The 17,024-nt window shown below is 63.7% G+C and carries 15 protein-coding genes; 7 read left to right on the forward strand and 8 right to left on the reverse strand.

Annotated features, from left to right (window positions below; genetic code table 11):
* Positions 1-29: 29 nt before the first annotated feature.
* From coaBC to AC3WLT_RS03430, 4 genes are all read right to left on the reverse strand, one after another.
* Positions 30-1,244: a bifunctional phosphopantothenoylcysteine decarboxylase/phosphopantothenate--cysteine ligase CoaBC gene (coaBC, locus tag AC3WLT_RS03415; RefSeq protein ID WP_492590520.1), complete on the reverse strand. Its 1,215-nt coding sequence runs from the start codon at positions 1,242-1,244 to the stop codon at positions 30-32.
* 101 nt (positions 1,245-1,345) lie between these two features.
* Positions 1,346-1,852, reverse strand: a complete 507-nt coding sequence (gene lspA, locus AC3WLT_RS03420; protein ID WP_492590521.1) for a signal peptidase II — start codon at positions 1,850-1,852, stop codon at positions 1,346-1,348.
* Complete coding sequence (gene ileS / locus AC3WLT_RS03425; RefSeq protein WP_492590522.1) at positions 1,852-4,689, reverse strand: isoleucine--tRNA ligase; 2,838 nt, start codon at positions 4,687-4,689, stop codon at positions 1,852-1,854. Before ileS ends, lspA begins: the two co-directional genes overlap by 1 nt.
* Before the next feature lie 168 nt (positions 4,690-4,857).
* Positions 4,858-5,853, reverse strand: coding sequence for a bifunctional riboflavin kinase/FAD synthetase (locus AC3WLT_RS03430; RefSeq protein WP_492590523.1), 996 nt, complete (start codon positions 5,851-5,853; stop codon positions 4,858-4,860).
* A 117-nt stretch (positions 5,854-5,970) separates the two neighbouring features.
* Here AC3WLT_RS03430 and purN point away from each other — a divergent pair, with 117 nt between their 5' ends.
* From purN to nadC, 6 genes are all read left to right on the forward strand, one after another.
* On the forward strand, positions 5,971-6,624 hold the full coding sequence (gene purN, locus AC3WLT_RS03435) for a phosphoribosylglycinamide formyltransferase (RefSeq protein WP_492590524.1): 654 nt from the start codon (positions 5,971-5,973) through the stop codon (positions 6,622-6,624).
* Positions 6,621-7,880: an RsmB/NOP family class I SAM-dependent RNA methyltransferase gene (locus AC3WLT_RS03440; protein WP_492590525.1), complete on the forward strand. Its 1,260-nt coding sequence runs from the start codon at positions 6,621-6,623 to the stop codon at positions 7,878-7,880. Before purN ends, AC3WLT_RS03440 begins: the two co-directional genes overlap by 4 nt.
* A 70-nt stretch (positions 7,881-7,950) precedes the next feature.
* Positions 7,951-9,306, forward strand: coding sequence for a mechanosensitive ion channel family protein (locus AC3WLT_RS03445; RefSeq protein WP_492590526.1), 1,356 nt, complete (start codon positions 7,951-7,953; stop codon positions 9,304-9,306).
* A 202-nt stretch (positions 9,307-9,508) separates the two neighbouring features.
* A complete protein-coding gene (locus AC3WLT_RS03450; protein WP_492590527.1) occupies positions 9,509-10,705 on the forward strand; it encodes a DesA family fatty acid desaturase in 1,197 nt (398 codons plus the stop codon).
* A 130-nt stretch (positions 10,706-10,835) separates the two neighbouring features.
* The gene (gene nadA / locus AC3WLT_RS03455) at positions 10,836-11,975 is read left to right on the forward strand and encodes a quinolinate synthase NadA (protein ID WP_492590528.1); all 1,140 of its coding nucleotides are present in this window, start codon (positions 10,836-10,838) and stop codon (positions 11,973-11,975) included.
* A complete protein-coding gene (gene nadC, locus AC3WLT_RS03460; RefSeq protein ID WP_492590529.1) occupies positions 11,975-12,874 on the forward strand; it encodes a carboxylating nicotinate-nucleotide diphosphorylase in 900 nt (299 codons plus the stop codon). Before nadA ends, nadC begins: the two co-directional genes overlap by 1 nt.
* A 98-nt stretch (positions 12,875-12,972) precedes the next feature.
* Here the strand turns inward: nadC and nadB are convergent, their stop codons facing one another.
* The 4 genes from nadB to radC all read right to left on the reverse strand — a co-directional run bounded on the left by nadB (position 12,973) and on the right by radC (position 16,373).
* On the reverse strand, positions 12,973-14,571 hold the full coding sequence (gene nadB, locus AC3WLT_RS03465; protein WP_492590637.1) for an L-aspartate oxidase: 1,599 nt from the start codon (positions 14,569-14,571) through the stop codon (positions 12,973-12,975).
* 269 nt (positions 14,572-14,840) lie between these two features.
* Complete coding sequence (gene rpmG / locus AC3WLT_RS03470; protein ID WP_492590530.1) at positions 14,841-15,008, reverse strand: 50S ribosomal protein L33; 168 nt, start codon at positions 15,006-15,008, stop codon at positions 14,841-14,843.
* A gap of 10 nt (positions 15,009-15,018) precedes the next feature.
* Complete coding sequence (gene rpmB, locus AC3WLT_RS03475) at positions 15,019-15,252, reverse strand: 50S ribosomal protein L28 (protein WP_007180631.1); 234 nt, start codon at positions 15,250-15,252, stop codon at positions 15,019-15,021.
* A 251-nt stretch (positions 15,253-15,503) separates the two neighbouring features.
* Entirely contained in the window at positions 15,504-16,373 is an 870-nt protein-coding gene (gene radC, locus AC3WLT_RS03480) for a RadC family protein (RefSeq protein WP_492590531.1), read from the reverse strand.
* A 194-nt stretch (positions 16,374-16,567) separates the two neighbouring features.
* Between radC and AC3WLT_RS03485 the strand changes: the two genes are divergently transcribed.
* Positions 16,568-17,023: an FKBP-type peptidyl-prolyl cis-trans isomerase gene (locus tag AC3WLT_RS03485; RefSeq protein WP_115098827.1), complete on the forward strand. Its 456-nt coding sequence runs from the start codon at positions 16,568-16,570 to the stop codon at positions 17,021-17,023.
* Position 17,024: the final 1 nt, after the last annotated feature.

Genomic DNA, 17,024 nt, shown 5'->3' on the forward strand with positions numbered 1-17,024 from the left:
ATGCGCAGCGTGCGTCGCAGCGGGCAGCTTCAGCGAATCAGGCTAGTGTCGGGCAGACGCCTGGCGATCTCCGTAATCAGCGCGCGCGCGAGCGTCTGCTTGTCGGCGCGCGGCAGCCTGGTGGCGCCGCCAGCTTCGAACAGGATCACTTCGTTATCGTCGAGGCCGAAGGTCAGCGGGCCGAGATTGCCGATCAGGAGCGGCACCTTTTTGCGCACGCGCTTTTCTTCGCCATGCACTTCGAGCTCGCCGCTTTCCGCCGCGAAACCGACCGCAAAGGGCGGATTCGGCAGCTTCGCTACCGAGGCCAGAATATCCGGATTTTCGACGAATGTGAAAGTCGGCATCGTGCGCTCGGCGGTCTTCTTGATCTTGTGTTCGCTCGCGTGATCGACGCGCCAGTCGGCGACCGCGGCCACACCGATGAAGATGTCGCAGTCGGCGACCGAGTGCATGACCGCGTCGTGCATCTGCTGGGCGGTTTGCACGTCTTCGCGGAACACGCCCCACGGGGTTTCCAGCGCCACCGGGCCGGCAACCAGATGCACCTCGGCGCCCGCTTGCTGCGCAGCGCGAGCCAGTGCGAAGCCCATCTTGCCGCTCGAACGATTGGTGATGCCGCGCACCGGATCGAGCGGTTCGAACGTCGGGCCGGCGGTCAGCAACACGCGCCGGCCAGTCAGAATTTTGGGCGAAAAGAATGAAGCGATCGCTTCATAGGTCGCCGACGCTTCCAGCATCCGCCCGTCGCCGATTTCCCCGCACGCTTGCGGACCCGAATCGGGACCGAGCACCTCGATACCGTCCACGCGCAGTTGCGCGACGTTGCGTTGCGTCGCGGGGTTCTGCCACATCTGCCGGTTCATCGCCGGCACGACGAGCAGCGGACAATCGCGCGCGACGCACAACGTCGACAGCAGATCGTCGGCCATGCCGTGCGCGAGCCTGGCGAGGAAGTCGGTGGAGGCGGGCGCGATCACGATCGCATCCGCTTCACGCGACAGATCGATGTGCGCCATGTTGTTCGGCACACGCGCGTCCCACTGGCTCGTGTAGACCGGACGGCCCGACAGCGCCTGCATGGTGACGGGGGTGATGAATTGCGTGGCCGCTTCGGTCATCACGACCTGCACGGCCGCGCCTGCCTTGGTCAGCAGACGCGTGAGTTCGGCGACCTTGTAGCAGGCAATCCCGCCCGTCATGCCGAGGACGAGGTGTTTTCCTGCGAGTTCTGCGGTTGCCAACGAAAGCCTCCGACAAAGCGTGGTGGCGAGCAGCGGCGCACTGCACCGCCGCCGGCCTTCAAAGCAAACCTGAGCGCGAACCCAGGCGAACCTGAGCGGCGTTAGCGCGCGCCGCGCACGCGCCGCAACTCGTCGAGCACCAGCAGGATCGCGCCGATCGTGATCGCGCTGTCGGCGAGATTGAACGCCGGCCAGTGCCACGTGCGCACGTGGAAATCGAGAAAGTCGATCACGTGGCCGTACGCCAGCCGGTCGATCACGTTGCCGAGCGCGCCGCCGAGAATCAGCGAGAGCGCCGTGCAGAACATCTTCTGCGCGCCATGGCGCTTGAGCAGATAGCCGATCACCAGCGCCGCGACTACGCCGAGTGCGGTGAACGCCCAGCGTTGCCAGCCGCCCGCCATCGCGAGGAAGCTGAACGCTGCGCCGCGGTTGTACACGAGGATCAGGTTGAAAAACGGCGTGACCTCATGCGCAACACCGTAGGCAAACACCTTCTGGATCGCGATTTTCGTCAGCTGATCGAACAGGATCACGATCAGCGCGACGCCGAGCCAGGGCGCCAGCGAACCGCTTCCGGACGACGATTTCGACACGGTTCTCGCCATTATGCCGCGCTCCTCGATTCACCGTTGCCGAACAGGTTGCTGAAGCACCGGCCGCACAGCGTGGGGTGTTCGGCGTTCGCGCCGACGTCCGCGCGGTAGTGCCAGCAGCGTTCGCACTTCAGATACTTCGAGGCGATCACTTCGACGCCTTCTTCCGCTTCGCTGCCGACTTTCACGACGTTCGCCGCCGACGTGATCAGCACGAACTTCAGGTCGTCGGCGAGGCTCGCGAGCGCGTCGTAACGCGCACCGCTCGCGCGGATTTCGACTTCCGCCTGCAGCGACGAACCGATCAGGTTCGCCACGCGCGCTTCTTCCAGCGCCTTGGTCACATCGCTGCGCGCGGCGCGCAGCAGCGTCCATTTGTCGAGCAGGGCGCCGGCGTCCGGCACTGCGGGGAACGCGTGATACGTCTCGGTGAAGATGGTTTCGCTATTCGGCTCGAACACCTTCCACGCTTCTTCGGCGGTGAACGACAGAAACGGCGCCATCAGGCGCAGCAGGCCGTGCGCGATGTGATACAGCGCGGTCTGCGCCGAACGGCGCGCGACGGAATCCACAGCGGTCGTGTACAGGCGGTCTTTCAGCACGTCCAGATAGAAGCCGCCGAGGTCTTCCGAGCAGAACGTCTGCAGCTTGGCGACCACCGGGTGGAACTCATACTTGTCGTAATGCGAGAGGATGTCGTTTTGCAGATTCGCCGACAGCGCCACCGCATAGCGATCGATCTCGAGCCAGTCTTCGACCGGACGCGCGTGCTGCGCGAAATCGAAGTCGGACAGGTTCGCGAGCAGGAAGCGCAGTGTGTTGCGGATGCGGCGATAGCCTTCCGTCACGCGCTTCAGGATTTCCTCGGAGATCGCCAGTTCGCCCGAGTAATCGGTCGAGGCAATCCACAGACGGATGATTTCCGCGCCGAGGCGGTTCGCCACCTCATGCGGATCGATACCGTTGCCGAGCGACTTGCTCATCTTGCGGCCTTCGCCGTCGACGGTGAAGCCGTGCGTGAGCAGCGCGTTGTACGGCGGACGGCCGTCGAGCATCGACGCGGTCAGGAGCGACGAGTGGAACCAGCCGCGGTGCTGGTCCGAGCCTTCCAGATACAGGTCGGCCGGGAATTGCAGTTCGTCGTTATGCGAGCCGCGCAGCACGTGCCAGTGCGTCGTGCCGGAATCGAACCAGACGTCCAGCGTGTCGCGGTTCTTTTCGTACATATTCGCGTCGTCGCCGATCAGCTCGCGCGGGTCGAGCGTCTGCCAGGCTTCGATGCCGGCCTTCTCGACGCGTTGCGCGACTTCTTCGAGCAATTCCAGCGTGCGCGGATGCAGCTCGCCAGTTTCCTTGTGCACGAAGAACGCCATCGGCACGCCCCATTGACGCTGACGCGACAGCGTCCAGTCAGGCCGGTTGGCGATCATGCTGGACAGGCGCTGCTTACCCCACGACGGATAGAACGCGGTGTTCTCGATGCCTTCGAGCGCGGTTTCGCGCAGCGTCTTGCTGGTGTCGTTCGGCTTCACGTCCATGCCGGCGAACCATTGCGAGGTCGCGCGGTAGATGATCGGCGTCTTGTGGCGCCAGCAGTGCATGTAGCTATGCGTGTACTTCTCGGTGCGCAGCAGCGAGCCGGCGGCTTGCAGCGCCTCGACGATCTGCGGGTTCGCCGCCCAGATCGACAGGCCGCCGAACAGTGCGAGCGATTCGATATAACGGCCATCGCCCATCACCGGATTGATGATGTCCGAGTCGGCCATGCCGTGCGCCTTGCACGACACGAAGTCTTCCACGCCGTACGCCGGCGACGAGTGCACGATACCCGTACCGGTTTCGGTCGTCACGTAGTCGCCGAGATAGACCGGCGCCGTACGCTTGTAGCCCGGATGCGCGGAGGCGAGCGGGTGGTTGAAGCGCAGGTTGACCAGCTTCGCGCCGGGCGTGGTCGCGACGATCCTGCCTTCCAGGCTGTATTGCTTCAGGCAGGCCTCGACACGTTCTTCAGCGAGGATCAGCAGACCGCGCGGCGTATCGACCAGCGCATAGACAATTTCCGGATGCAGGTTCAACGCCTGGTTGGCGGGGATGGTCCACGGCGTGGTGGTCCAGATCACGATGCCGCCTTCGTTGCGCGGCAGCGCGGCGAGGCCGAAAGCCTGCGCGGTCTTTTCCGGCTCGGCGAAGCCGAACATCACGTCGATGGTCGGATCGGTCTTGTCCTTGTATTCGACTTCCGCTTCGGCGAGCGCCGAGCCGCAGTCGAAACACCAGTTGACCGGCTTCAGGCCGCGGAACACGTAGCCCTTTTCCATGATCTCGGCGAGCGCGCGGATTTCGCCGGCTTCGTTCGCGAAGTTCATCGTCCTGTACGGATTGTCCCAGTCGCCGAGCACGCCCAGACGCCGGAAGCCGACCTTCTGCTTCTCGATCTGTTCGGTCGCGTAGGCGCGCGCCTTCTGCATCACTTCGGCGGCCGGCAGCGACTTGCCGAACTGCTTTTCGATCTGGATTTCGATCGGCATGCCGTGGCAATCCCAGCCCGGCACGTAGACCGCGTCGAAACCCGCCAGATTGCGCGCCTTGACGATCATGTCCTTGAGAATCTTGTTCACCGCGTGGCCGAGGTGGATGTCGCCGTTCGCATACGGCGGGCCGTCGTGCAGGATGAACTTCTTACGGCCCCTGGAGGCGGCGCGGATCTTCTCGTAGACCTTGCGTTCCTGCCAGGCCTTTACCCATTGCGGCTCGCGCCTGGGCAGGTCGCCACGCATCGGGAACGGCGTGTCGAGCAGGTTGACCGGGTAGCGTGACTGCGGTTTCGAATCGGCTTTCTTGTTGCTCATGATGAGGTCGCGGTGAATTCTTTCTATGCGCAGCAGGGCGCGGTATGCGCATGATGCGCAGGGCGTTTGGGCGCGCCCGGCAGGCATGTCGCGTGAGTCACGGACGCCCTTCGATGCGCGCGGCGAGGGTACAGGCGGCACAGACAGCGCTCGCATGTACCGCGGCGGCTATCTAATTCGGTCGGTGGCCGAGGTGGCGAAACCGGTGGAACGGCTGCCCGGCGTGCCGGCGCCGACGGCCGCGAACCACGCGCGGGCATTGGCGACGTCGCGCGCAATGGCGGCGGTCAGCGTTTCGAGGTCGACGTACTTCTCTTCGTCGCGCAGCTTCTTGAGGAATTCGACGCGCACGAGTTTGCCATACGCGTCGCCGTGCCAGTCGAGCAGGTGCACTTCGAGCAGCACGCGGCCGGAATCGTCGACGGTGGGGCGCAGGCCCAGGCTTGCGACGCCCGGCAGCGGTTCATCGGTCACGCCATGCACGCGCACCACGAAAATACCGGCGAGCGCCGGGCGCTTGTGCGCGATCGGCAGATTGAGCGTGGGGAAACCGAGATCGCGGCCGAGTTTCATGCCGTGTACGACGTGGCCGCTGATCAGATAGTCGCGGCCCAGCGCCGCCCGCGCCGAGTCGAGGTCGCCCGCCACCAGCGCCGCGCGCACGCCCGAACTGGAAATGCGTGCGCCGGACGGATCGGCCACCGTGGCCATTTGCTCGACTTCGAAACCGTACTGTTGGCCCGCGGCCTTGAGCGACGCAAAATCGCCGGCGCGCTTCGCGCCGTAGCGGAAGTCGTCACCGATCATCACCCAGCGCGCATGCAGCCCGTTGACGATGATCCGTTCGACGAACCCATCCGGCGACTGGCTCGCGAAAGTGTGATTGAAATGCTCGACCACCACGCGGTCGACGCCGTTGGTGCGCAGCGCCTCGAGCTTGTCGCGCAGCATCGCGATACGCGGCGGCGCGCCGGCGGGGTTGAAGAACTCGCGCGGGTGCGGCTCGAAGGTCATCACGCAGACGGGCAGGCCGCGTGCATCGGCTGCCGCGCGCACATGGGCGAGCAAAGCCTGATGGCCGCGGTGGACACCGTCGAAGTTGCCGATGGTCAGTGCGCAGGGCGCACGGCTTTCAGCATTGGGAAGACCGCGGAAGACTCTCACGATAGCGGGTTTGAGGTAGGGTGGCCGAGGTGCCGCAAAACAAACGATTATAAACGCTCAGCGCAAGACACGGCGGCGCGTCGCGGTTTCGGTGTCCCCGAATGATAAAATCCGCGGATGAAAAAACTCGTCATCCTGATTTCCGGGCGGGGCAGCAACATGGAAGCCATCGTTAGCGCCTGTTCGCGCGAAGGCTGGCCGGCGCAGGTCGCCGCTGTGATTGCCAACCGTCCTGACGCCGCGGGCCTTGCGTTCGCGGCGTCGCACGGCATTGCCACGGCGGTGGTCGACCACCGCCAGTTTCCCGACCGCGAGCGCTTCGACGCCGCGCTGGCGCGCGAAATCGACGGCTTTATGCCCGACCTGGTCGTTCTCGCCGGCTTCATGCGGGTGCTCACGCCCGGTTTCGTCGACCATTACGCCGGGCGCATGCTGAACGTGCACCCGTCGCTGCTGCCGAGCTTCCCTGGCCTTAAAACCCATCAGCAGGCGCTCGACGCGGGCGTGCGGCTGCACGGCGCGTCAGTGCATTTTGTCACGTCGCAGCTCGATCACGGGCCGATCGTCATGCAGGCGGCTGTGCCGGTGCTCGCAGGCGACACCCCCGCCATGCTCGCCGGGCGCGTGCTGGCAACCGAACACATTATTTATCCACGCGCGGTGCGCTGGTTCGTCGAAGGGCGTCTTGCTCTCGACGGCTTGCGTGTCACGCTTACGCCGCCGGAGCCGCAATGGCTCTTTGCCGGTCACACCGCCGGAGAGGGCGTATGAGATTGCATGGTTTTCTGATTGGACAAACCGAGACTTTGCTGGCTGAAGTCCTGAAACTGAACGGCCCGGCCGACGCCACCACCAGCCGCTTCTTTCGCGCGCACCCGAAGCTTGGGCACGGCGAGCGCGGCGTGATCGCCGAGGCGGTCTTCGCGGTGCTGCGCCGGCGCATGGAATTCGCCCATCTGGCCGAAAGCGGCGCGGGCAGCCCTGCGCGCCGCATGACCTTGCTCGGCCTGATGCAGACGGCCGGCCGCACGGCGCTCAAGCCGTTCGTGTCCGAAGCCGAATCGAAGTGGCTCGAACACGTTGCGACGATCGATCCGGCGAGCCTGCCGTTGCGGATTCGCCTGAATCTGCCCGACTGGATCTGCCAGGCGCTGAACAAGCGGTTTGAAGCCGAAGAGCTGGCGCAACTGGCCGCCGCGCTGAACTACCCGGCGCCGCTCGACCTGCGCGCGAACCCGATCAAGGCGAGCCGCGACGACGTGCTGACCGCGCTGTCGAAGGCCGGTATCGAGGGCGGCGCGACGCCGTTCGCGCCGTTCGGCGTGCGCGTGGTCGGCAAGCCGCCGCTCACCAAGCTCGACGCGTTCCAGCACGGCTGGGTCGAAGTCCAGGACGAGGGCAGCCAGCTGCTGTGCTCGCTGGTCGCACCCAAGCGTGGCGAGATGATCGTCGACTTCTGCGCGGGCGCGGGCGGCAAGACGCTGGCGCTGGGCGCGGCAATGCGCTCCACCGGGCGTCTCTACGCATTCGACATCTCCGAGCGGCGCCTCGCCAAGCTCAAGCCGCGCCTTGCGCGCAGCGGGCTCTCGAACGTGAATCCGGTGCTGATCGACAGCGAACACGACGCCAAGATCAAGCGTCTGGCCGGCAAGATCGACCGCGTGCTGGTCGATGCGCCGTGCAGCGGCTTGGGCACGCTGCGCCGTAATCCGGATCTGAAGTGGCGTCAGTCGCCGGAATCGGTGGCGGAACTGGCGCCGAAGCAGGCGTCGATTCTGGCCAGCGCCGCGCGTCTGGTGAAAAAGGGTGGCCGGCTCGTCTACGCGACCTGCTCGATCCTCGAAGCGGAAAACGAAGCGATCGTGCAGCAGTTCCTCGCCGATCATCCCGATTTCGCGCTGGTGCCCGCGCGCGACGTGCTCGCGGAACAGCGCATCGATCTGGAAATGGGCGATTACCTTTCGCTGTGGCCGCACCGCCACGCCACCGACGGCTTCTTCGCCGCCGTGCTGGAACGTCAGAGCTAAGCACAACAGGCTTTTGCCGGCGCCTGCGTTCTTTCTTCGAGCGCGGCGCGCCGGCGATCTCGGCAATATCATGCAAAACCGCATTGTTTCTCATATGTTCGGCGACCTTGCGCGCGACTTCGGCCAGCCGGTGATGCTGTGGCAGGTCGGCGTGCTGTTCGGGACGCTGGCGATCGCGTGGCTGCTCGCGCGGGTGCTGCGGCGCTCGCTCGATCTGCGGCGCCAGACGCGCTACCAGACGCTGCGCTTCGGCGCGGAAAGCCTGAACCGCGCGTTTTTTCCGCTAATTGGCGCGGCGCTCGTCTGGGTGGCCAGAGCGATCGCCGGCCAGTTCATGCGTACCTCGCTGCTCGACCTGGCGCTGGTGCCGCTGTTCGGCATTGGCCTGATTTACATCGTGTTTTTCTTCGCGCGACGGGTGTTCAGCCACGATGGCAAGACCCATCCATGGCTGTTTCTGGTCGAAAAGATCGTCTCGCTGCTCGTCTGGGCCGGCATGGTGCTCACCGTGATGGGCATTCAGGACGACGTGATCCAATGGATGGCCAGCGTGCAGTTCCGGGTCGCCAGTGCGCACATGACGCTGCTCTCGCTCATCACGGGGCTGTTGTGGGTGTGCGTGACGATGATCGTCGCGATGTGGCTCGGCTCAACGTTCGAAGACCGGCTGATGCGCTCAACGACGCTCGATGCCAATCTGAAAGTGGTGGTGGCGCGGGTCGGCCGCGCGGCGTTCGTGCTGGCGGCGGTGTTGATCAGCTTGTCGCTGGTCGGCATCGATATTACGGTGCTGGGCGTGTTCGGCGGCGCGCTGGGCGTGGGGCTCGGGTTCGGGTTGCAGAAGATCGCCAGCAACTATGTGTCGGGTTTCATCATCCTGATCGACCGCTCGCTGCGAATCGGCGACACGATCAACGTGAGCGGCTTGCAGGGCATGGTTACGCAGATTCGCACCCGTTACACGGTGGTGCGCGGTCTCGACGGCATCGAAACGCTGATTCCGAACGAAAAGCTGATCACGGATGTGGTACAGAACCAGTCGTCGTATCTGACCCGCGGCTATGCGAAGGTGGCGGTACAGGTCGCGTACACGTCCAATGTCGAGCAGGCGATGGGATTGCTCACTCAAGCCGCCGGGGGCGTCGCGCGGGTGTTGCAGGAACCGGCGCCCACGCCGTATCTCGCCGGCTTCGGCGCCGACGGTATCAATCTCGAACTCGGCTTCTGGATCGAGGACGCGGCAACCGGCACAGCGAGCGTGCGCTCGGCCGTCAATCGCAATATCTGGCGTCTGTTCTCCGAGCACGACATCTCGATTCCGTTCGCGCAACGCGAAGTGCGAATCGTCGGCAACGTGAGCGACGCAGTGCCGCGACCGGTAGCAATGACCGCACCGGCAGAGAATCAGGCCGACAACGCCCTCTGACGGGCATTCGAACCCGCCGGCAGGTCTCAAAAAGATCGCCGACGGGTTCCATACGGTTGATACCGCACAAAAAATCCCTATTTGTTACAAACACTTGGAACGCTTCAAGTAGAATGTCGTCCAATCCCGCTGTATGCTTTCACTTTCTTGACATGCGCATTTTGCGTGTGTCTCGTGTCTCTTGTTCCACAGGTAAATTGCCTTGTTGAATTCCTTGCTCGATTTTCTTGCCCACGGTCTGTTGCACTTCTCGTGGTGGCAACTTGTGCTGTACACGCTGATCGCAACCCACATCACGATCATTGGCGTGACGGTCTATCTGCACCGCTGCCAGGCGCATCGCGCGCTGGAGCTGCATCCGGTCGTCAGTCATTTTTTCCGTTTCTGGCTCTGGATGACCACCGGCATGCTGACCGGCCAATGGGCCGCGATTCACCGTAAGCACCACGCGAAGTGCGAAACCGAAGAAGATCCGCACAGCCCGCAAACGCGCGGCATCTGGAAGGTGCTGCTCGAAGGCGCGGAACTGTACCGTGCCGAAGCGAAGAACGAAGAAACGATGCGCAAGTTCAGTCACGGCACGCCGAACGACTGGATGGAGCGCAACGTCTATACGAAGTACCCGATCCTCGGCGTGAGCCTGATGATGGTGCTGAACGTCGCGTTGTTCGGCGTCGTCGGGCTGACGATCTGGGCCGTCCAGATGATCTGGATTCCGTTCTGGGCCGCTGGCGTGGTCAACGGCCTCGCGCATTTCTGGGGCTACCGCAACTTCAACTCGTCGGATGCAAGCACCAACATATTCCCGTGGGGCATCATCATCGGCGGCGAAGAGCTGCATAACAATCACCATACGTATGCGACGTCGGCCAAGCTGTCGAACAAGTGGTACGAGTTCGATATCGGCTGGATGTACATCCGCATCATGTCGGCGTTCCGTCTTGCCAAGGTGAAGAAGATCGCGCCCACGCCGCGTCTGACCACCGGCAAGCTGGTGCTCGATCAGGACACGTTGCAGGCCGTGCTGGCGAACCGCTACGAAGTGATGGCGCGCTACGGCAAGGCGCTCGAGCGCGCGTACCGCCAGGAACTGGCGCATCTGAAGGAAGTTGGCGCGCGTGAGAAGTATCAGGTGATGCGCGGCGCGCGTAGCTGGTTCCACAAGGAGGAGGCCGGTCTGGACGAGCCTCAGAAGCGCCAGTTGCCGCAAATCTTCGCGAACAGCCAGAAGCTCAAGACGTACATCGAGTTGCGCAATGAGCTGGCGGCAATGTGGGAACGCTCCAATGCATCGCGCGATCAGTTGCTGATCCAGTTGCAAGACTGGTGTCATCGCGCTGAGGAGAGCGGCATTAAAGCACTGCAAGAATTCGCGATGCGTCTGCGCCGCTATGCTTGACCACGAAATCTATTAAAATTTCGTTACGTCACAAAACCCCGCGTTGGCGGGGTTTTGCTTTTTGGGCCGCGGAAATCGCGATGGACAGCGATTGACAGGGCGCGGCGGCAGAGCGAAGGCAGAGGGGATCATGGATCAGCAGGCGATCAGGGCCGTCGAATACGACCGGCCACAGGCGCAGGGCAACACCTGCGGGATCGGGCAGGCGTGGGCGAAGGTGCCCGTCACGCCGTCGGCGGAAGAAAAGGTGGCGCTGAAGGCGCGTATTCGCGCGTTGCTTGCGCGTGAGAAAGCCGTGCTCGTCGCGCACTATTATGTCGATGCAGAATTGCAGGAGCTCGCCGACGAAACCGGTGGTTGCGTCGCCGATTCGCTGGAGATGGCGCGCTTCGGCCGCGACCACGAGGCGCAAACGCTGGTGGTCGCCGGTGTGCGCTTCATGGGCGAGACCGCGAAAATCCTGAGTCCGGACAAGCGCATCCTGATGCCCGACCTCGATGCGACCTGTTCGCTCGACCTCGGCTGCCCGGTCGATGAATTCTCGGCTTTCTGCGATGCTCACCCGGATCGCACGGTCGTCGTGTATGCGAATACGAGCGCGGCGGTCAAGGCGCGCGCGGACTGGATGGTGACGTCGTCGATCGGCCTCGAAATCGTCGCCGATCTGCATGCGCGCGGCGAAAAGATTATCTGGGCGCCGGATCGGCACCTCGGCAGCTACATCCAGAACAAGACCGGCGCGGATATGTTGTTGTGGCAGGGCTCATGTCTCGTGCACGACGAGTTCAAGGGCATTGAACTCGATCTGCTGCGCGCCGAGTATCCTGGCGCCAAAGTGCTGGTGCATCCGGAGTCGCCGGCAAATGTGGTCGCGCAGGCGGACGTGGTCGGCTCGACAACCCAGCTGATCGACGCCGCGCAGAAGCTCGACGCAACGCATTTCATCGTGGCGACCGATCTCGGCATCCTCCACAAGATGCAGCTCGCTGCGCCCGGCAAGACCTTTATCGCGGCGCCGACCGCGGGCAACAGCGCGACGTGCAAGAGCTGCGCGCATTGCCCGTGGATGGCGATGAACGGCCTCGCGAATCTGGCCGACGTGCTCGAGCGCGGCCACAACGAGATTTTCGTCGATCGTGCGATCGGCGAGCGGGCGCGTGTGCCGATCGACCGGATGCTCGACTTCGCCGCGCGTCATAAGAAGCGCGTACAGGCGAGCGGCGATCTCGCGCGCGACGCGCAACTGTATTCGAACGTGGGGGCGGCGTAATGGGGGCGGTTGAACTCAGTCAGGCCGAGGCAGTATCGCCGCTGTTCGCTGAAATCCACGCGCAGTACGGCGCGGCGTTCGATGCCGCATTGGCGCGCAACGTCGCCGACGCGCTGGCCGAAGATGTCGGCGCCGGCGATCAGACAGGCCGCCTTGTGCCCGCGGACGACGTGCGCGATGCACGCATCATCGTGCGTGAAGATGCGGTGCTCTGCGGCGTACCGTGGTTCAACGCGGTGATGCGCCAGGTCGATCCGCGCATCGACGTGCGGTGGCGTTATCGTGAAGGTGACCGGATGACGGCAGACACGCCGGTTTGCGAGCTGCGCGGCCCGGTCCGTGCGTTGCTGACGGCGGAACGCAACGCGCTCAACTTCCTGCAACTGCTGTCGGGCGTGGCGAGCGCAACGCGCCGATATGTCGACGCGATCGCGCACACGCGAACGCGCATCCTCGACACGCGCAAGACCTTGCCGGGCTTGCGGCTCGCGCAGAAATACGCGGTCCGCGTGGGCGGCGGCGCGAATCAACGGCTTGCTTTATACGACGGCATCCTGATCAAGGAAAACCACATCGCGGCGGCCGGCGGTGTCGGCGCGGCGATGGATGCGGCGATTGCGTTGAATGCGGGTGTGCCGATCCAGATCGAAGTCGAGACGCTGGCGCAATTGGAAACCGCGTTGGCGCATCGCGCGCAATCCATTCTGCTGGACAACTTCTCGTTCGATGCGATGCGTGACGCGGTTCGCATGACGGCGGGGCGGGCGGTGCTGGAGGTGTCTGGCGGCGTGAACTTCGAGACGGTGCGGACCATCGCGGAAACTGGCGTTGATCGCGTGTCGATCGGTGCGTTGACCAAGGACGTGCGCGCGACGGATTACTCGATGCGGATCGTCTGAGCGGCGTGCAAGCGCTGTGGCAGCCAGGCGCTGCGCCCGCAAATGAAGGGCCATCGCGGGTTGATCCGCGATGGCCTTTTTTAGTCAGCTCGTACCTATCACACGTTGCGGTTGCGCACGTGCTCCGGCGATAGAACCGTCGGCAGCGCTTTGGGCAGGGTCGCCGGCCAGTCGCGGCTGAAGTGCAAGCCGCGGCTTTCGCGCCGCGAGCGCGCGCCGTCGACGATCAGCGACGCCACGTCGACCAGATTGCGCAATTCGAGCAGATCGCGGCTCACCTTGAAGTTCGCGTAGTACTCGTGGATCTCGTCGCGCAGCAGCGCAAGCCGATGTTTCGCGCGCGTGAGCCGCTTGTCCGTGCGCACGATCCCGACGTAATTCCACATCAACCGGCGCAACTCATCCCAGTTGTGCGCAACCACCACTTCTTCGTCCGGATCGGATACGCGGCTTTCGTCCCAGTCAGGCAGCGGTGCATGGACGGCGGCGCTGAAGCCCTCTTCCTCGATTGCCTGCGCCGCGGACCGTCCGATCACGAGGCATTCGAGCAACGAGTTGCTGGCGAGCCGGTTGGCGCCATGCAGGCCGGTGCAAGACGTTTCGCCGACTGCATAGAGTCCCGCGAGATCCGTGCGCCCCGCCAGATCGGTTACGACGCCGCCGCACGTGTAGTGCGCGGCGGGGACAACCGGGATCGGTTCTTTGGTGATGTCGATGCCGAATTCGAGGCAGCGGGCAAGAATCGTCGGAAAGTGTTCGCGCAGGAATTTGGCCGGCTGGTGGCTGATGTCGAGATATACGCAATCGATGCCGCGCTTCTTGATCTCGAAGTCGATCGCGCGCGCAACGATGTCGCGCGGCGCGAGTTCCGCGCGTTCGTCGTGGTTCGGCATGAAGCGCGTGCCGTCCGGAAGTTTCAGGATGCCCCCTTCGCCGCGTACCGCTTCGGAAATCAGGAAGGACTTGGCGTACGGGTGGAACAGGCAGGTTGGATGGAACTGGATGAACTCCATGTTCGACACGCGGCAACCGGCGCGCCAGGCCATCGCAATGCCGTCACCGGTCGCAGTGTCGGGATTGGTGGTGTACAGGTAGACCTTGCCTGCGCCGCCGGTGGCGAGCACGGTGTGCGGCGCCTCGATCGTTACAGTGCGGCCGCTTTGCAGATCGAGCGCGTACAAACCGTGGCAACGGCGGCCCGGCAAACCCAGGCGGTCGGACGTGATCAGATCGATCGCGTAGTGGTCTTCGAGCAGGGTGATGTTCGGGTGACTGCGCACGCGTTCGCTGAGCGTGGCGACCACCGCATGCCCCGTGGCATCCGCCGCATGAATGATCCGCCGATGGCTATGACCACCTTCGCGTGTCAGATGAAAGCCGAGTTCGGCGGCGTCGTCTTTGGTGAACGGCACGCCTTGCGCGATCAGCCATTCGATTGCCGCGCGCCCGTGTTCGACGATGAAGCGGGTGGCCGCTTCGTCGCACAGGCCACCGCCGGCGATCAGCGTGTCGCGCACGTGATTTTCGATGCTGTCCGTCGAATCCAGCACCGCGGCGATGCCGCCTTGAGCCCAGTCGCTCGCGCCTTCGGTCATCGATCGCTTGGCGACCACCGCAACCCGCCGTGTCTCCGCGAGATTGAGCGCGACGCTCAAGCCCGCCAGACCGCTTCCGACAATCGCCACATCGAATTCCATCGCCTGCATCTCCGTCTTTCGTTTTGCCATGACGGCGCGCCATCCGCTCGCCGATAAACGAGAAAGGATACGCGCCGCGGCGGGCGAGGGAAAGCTGGCTGATGGACCTAAGACTGTCTTAAGCGATAAAGCGCTGTTAAGCGGCGGACAAAGACGGCAAAGGCGAGACGGCAAAGGCGAGACACTGGGCGCGCCGAAAACAAAAAAGCCTCGCACGAATGCGAGGCTTTTTTGCATGTCTTTTGCCTTCGTCAGGCAGGAGCCAAGATTTACTTGATCTTGGTTTCCTTGTACTCAACGTGCTTACGGATGACCGGATCAAATTTCTTGATCAGCATCTTTTCCGGCATGTTGCGTTTGTTCTTCGTCGTCGTGTAGAAGTGACCCGTGCCTGCGGTCGATTCCAACTTGATCTTGTCGCGTGCGCCTTTCGCCATGATTTACTCCTTAGGCTTCACCGCGTGCGCGCAGATCTGCGAGCACAGCGTCGATACCGTTCTTGTCGATCAGGCGCAGGCCGGCGTTCGAAACGCGCAGACGCACCCAACGGTTTTCGCTTTCCACCCAAATGCGGCGGTTTTGCAGGTTCGGCAGGAACCGGCGCTTGGTTTTGTTGTTCGCGTGGGAAACGTTGTTGCCGCTCATCGGCGCTTTCCCAGTTACTTGGCATACGCGTGCCATGAGAGCACTCCTAATACGCTAATTCTGAGTTCGAACGCCGTGAAAGTTTCCCGGAAAGAACCGCGCTTAAGTTTTTGAAACTTCAGTCGCTTTTCCTTTCCAGAAGGCCTTGGTGGCTTCGGAACAGGGGGTTGGAAATAGGCAAACCGGAATTCTAGCAGAAAAAAAGCCGCAAAATCAAACCTTATTTGCGATGCTGGATATGGCGCCGTGCTTTCATAGTCCTGATCGTAGTCTTGACTCAGGCCCCGTCACGGCCAGCCGGCGCGGGCGAACGAGTACGTGTGATCGGCGCCGATAACGAGGTGATCGATCAATTGCACGTCGATCAGCGCCAGGGCGTCGCGCAGCGTGTGCGTCAGCCGGCAGTCGCTCGCGCTCGGCTGGACGGCGCCGGAAGGGTGATTGTGCGCGACGATCAGGCTGGCTGCATTCAGGCTCAGCGCTCGCCGCACGATCTCGCGCGGATAGACCGCCATGCGCGTGAGCGTGCCCCGCGCGCTTTCCTCGCAACGGATTAGCCGGTGCCGCGCGTCGAGAAAGAGCGACACGAAGACCTCGTGTGGACGGCCGCCGATCAGCAGGCGCAGATAGTCCCGCACGGCTTCGGGCGAGTCCATGAGCGAGCGCGTACGCATTCTGTCGATCAGCGAGCGCCGCGCCATTTCCATGATGGCGAGCAACTGCGCCTTTTTTGCCGGGCCGATGCCGCGCAGGCCGTCGAAGTCCGTGTGGCTTGCATCGAGCATCGCGCGCAGCGAGCCGAAGCGGTCGAGCAGCGTGCGCGCGACGTCGAACACGTTGTGGCCCCTCAGGCCCGAGCCGAGCACTAGCGCGATCATTTCGGCGTCGGACAGCGCGCCGGGCCCTGCGTCGAACAGCCGCTCCCGCGGCATGTCGCTTTTGCGCCATTTGCCGCTTGCAGGCGGGCGAGGCGCGGGTGTACCTGCATCCGCGGCGGCCGCTGCGCAACGCGCTCCAGACGGCGTTCCCGGCAACGCCGGTTCCCGGGTCGCGGCAGCAGGCGTCCCGGCGGCCGGCGTCCCGGCAGCCGGCTTCGCGGCCTCGGGCGTGGCCGGTTTGGGCGGCGTTTCGTATATCGTGCAGGTGCAATCGTCCATATACTGGTCCTCGCTGTTTGGGTTTGTGGCGGCAGGCGGTGCCCGCGACTCCCGGGGGCGCGACAGACCCAAGCCGCCGCCCGCCATGTGGCTTACAATAAGCGTTTTGCGCACGGCACCCCGACGGTTTGCCACACGCGTCGACTGCGCCCGCGGCGCACGCGTGCAGCGCGCTTCGACTGAGCGAGCACTGCATGAGCATCATCGACATTTCCGAAGTGAAACCCGGTTCACATGTGACGCTTCACTACCGGCTTTCCCTTGCCGATGGCGCCGAGGTCATCAATACGTTTACCGACAAGCCGGCTACGCTTCTGCTCGGGGCCGGCCAACTCGCGCCGCCGCTGGAAGATATTCTGCTGGGATTGAAGGTCGGCCACCATTCGACCTTTCAGCTAGCGCCGGGTCAGGCGTTCGGCCCGCGCAATCCGGAGTTGATCCAGCGTGTGTCGCTGGCTACGCTGCGTGAGAACAGCATGATCGGGGAGGATTTTTCGCCAGGCGATCTGATCGAATTCAACGCGCCGGGCGGCGGCCGCTACGCCGGCGTCCTGAAGGAAGTCGGCGAAACGTCGGCCCTGTTCGATTTCAATCACCCGCTTGCCGGCCAGGCGCTGGCGTTTGAAGTGAAAATCATCGGGATTCTGTAAA

The organism is Paraburkholderia sp. FW306-2-2C-D06C, from assembly GCF_058781505.1.

Excerpts from the sequence above, each read along its gene's own strand:
- lspA (WP_492590521.1), bottom strand. The coding sequence starts at position 1,852 with ATGGCGAGAACCGTGTCGAAATCGTCGTCCGGAAGCGGTTCGCTGGCG.
- ileS (WP_492590522.1), bottom strand. The coding sequence starts at position 4,689 with ATGAGCAACAAGAAAGCCGATTCGAAACCGCAGTCACGCTACCCGGTC.
- purN (WP_492590524.1), top strand. The coding sequence starts at position 5,971 with ATGAAAAAACTCGTCATCCTGATTTCCGGGCGGGGCAGCAACATGGAA.
- AC3WLT_RS03440 (WP_492590525.1), top strand. The coding sequence starts at position 6,621 with ATGAGATTGCATGGTTTTCTGATTGGACAAACCGAGACTTTGCTGGCT.
- AC3WLT_RS03445 (WP_492590526.1), top strand. The coding sequence starts at position 7,951 with ATGCAAAACCGCATTGTTTCTCATATGTTCGGCGACCTTGCGCGCGAC.
- nadA (WP_492590528.1), top strand. The coding sequence starts at position 10,836 with ATGGATCAGCAGGCGATCAGGGCCGTCGAATACGACCGGCCACAGGCG.
- nadC (WP_492590529.1), top strand. The coding sequence starts at position 11,975 with ATGGGGGCGGTTGAACTCAGTCAGGCCGAGGCAGTATCGCCGCTGTTC.
- nadB (WP_492590637.1), bottom strand. The coding sequence starts at position 14,571 with ATGGAATTCGATGTGGCGATTGTCGGAAGCGGTCTGGCGGGCTTGAGC.
- rpmG (WP_492590530.1), bottom strand. The coding sequence starts at position 15,008 with ATGGCGAAAGGCGCACGCGACAAGATCAAGTTGGAATCGACCGCAGGC.
- rpmB (WP_007180631.1), bottom strand. The coding sequence starts at position 15,252 with ATGGCACGCGTATGCCAAGTAACTGGGAAAGCGCCGATGAGCGGCAAC.
- radC (WP_492590531.1), bottom strand. The coding sequence starts at position 16,373 with ATGGACGATTGCACCTGCACGATATACGAAACGCCGCCCAAACCGGCC.
- AC3WLT_RS03485 (WP_115098827.1), top strand. The coding sequence starts at position 16,568 with ATGAGCATCATCGACATTTCCGAAGTGAAACCCGGTTCACATGTGACG.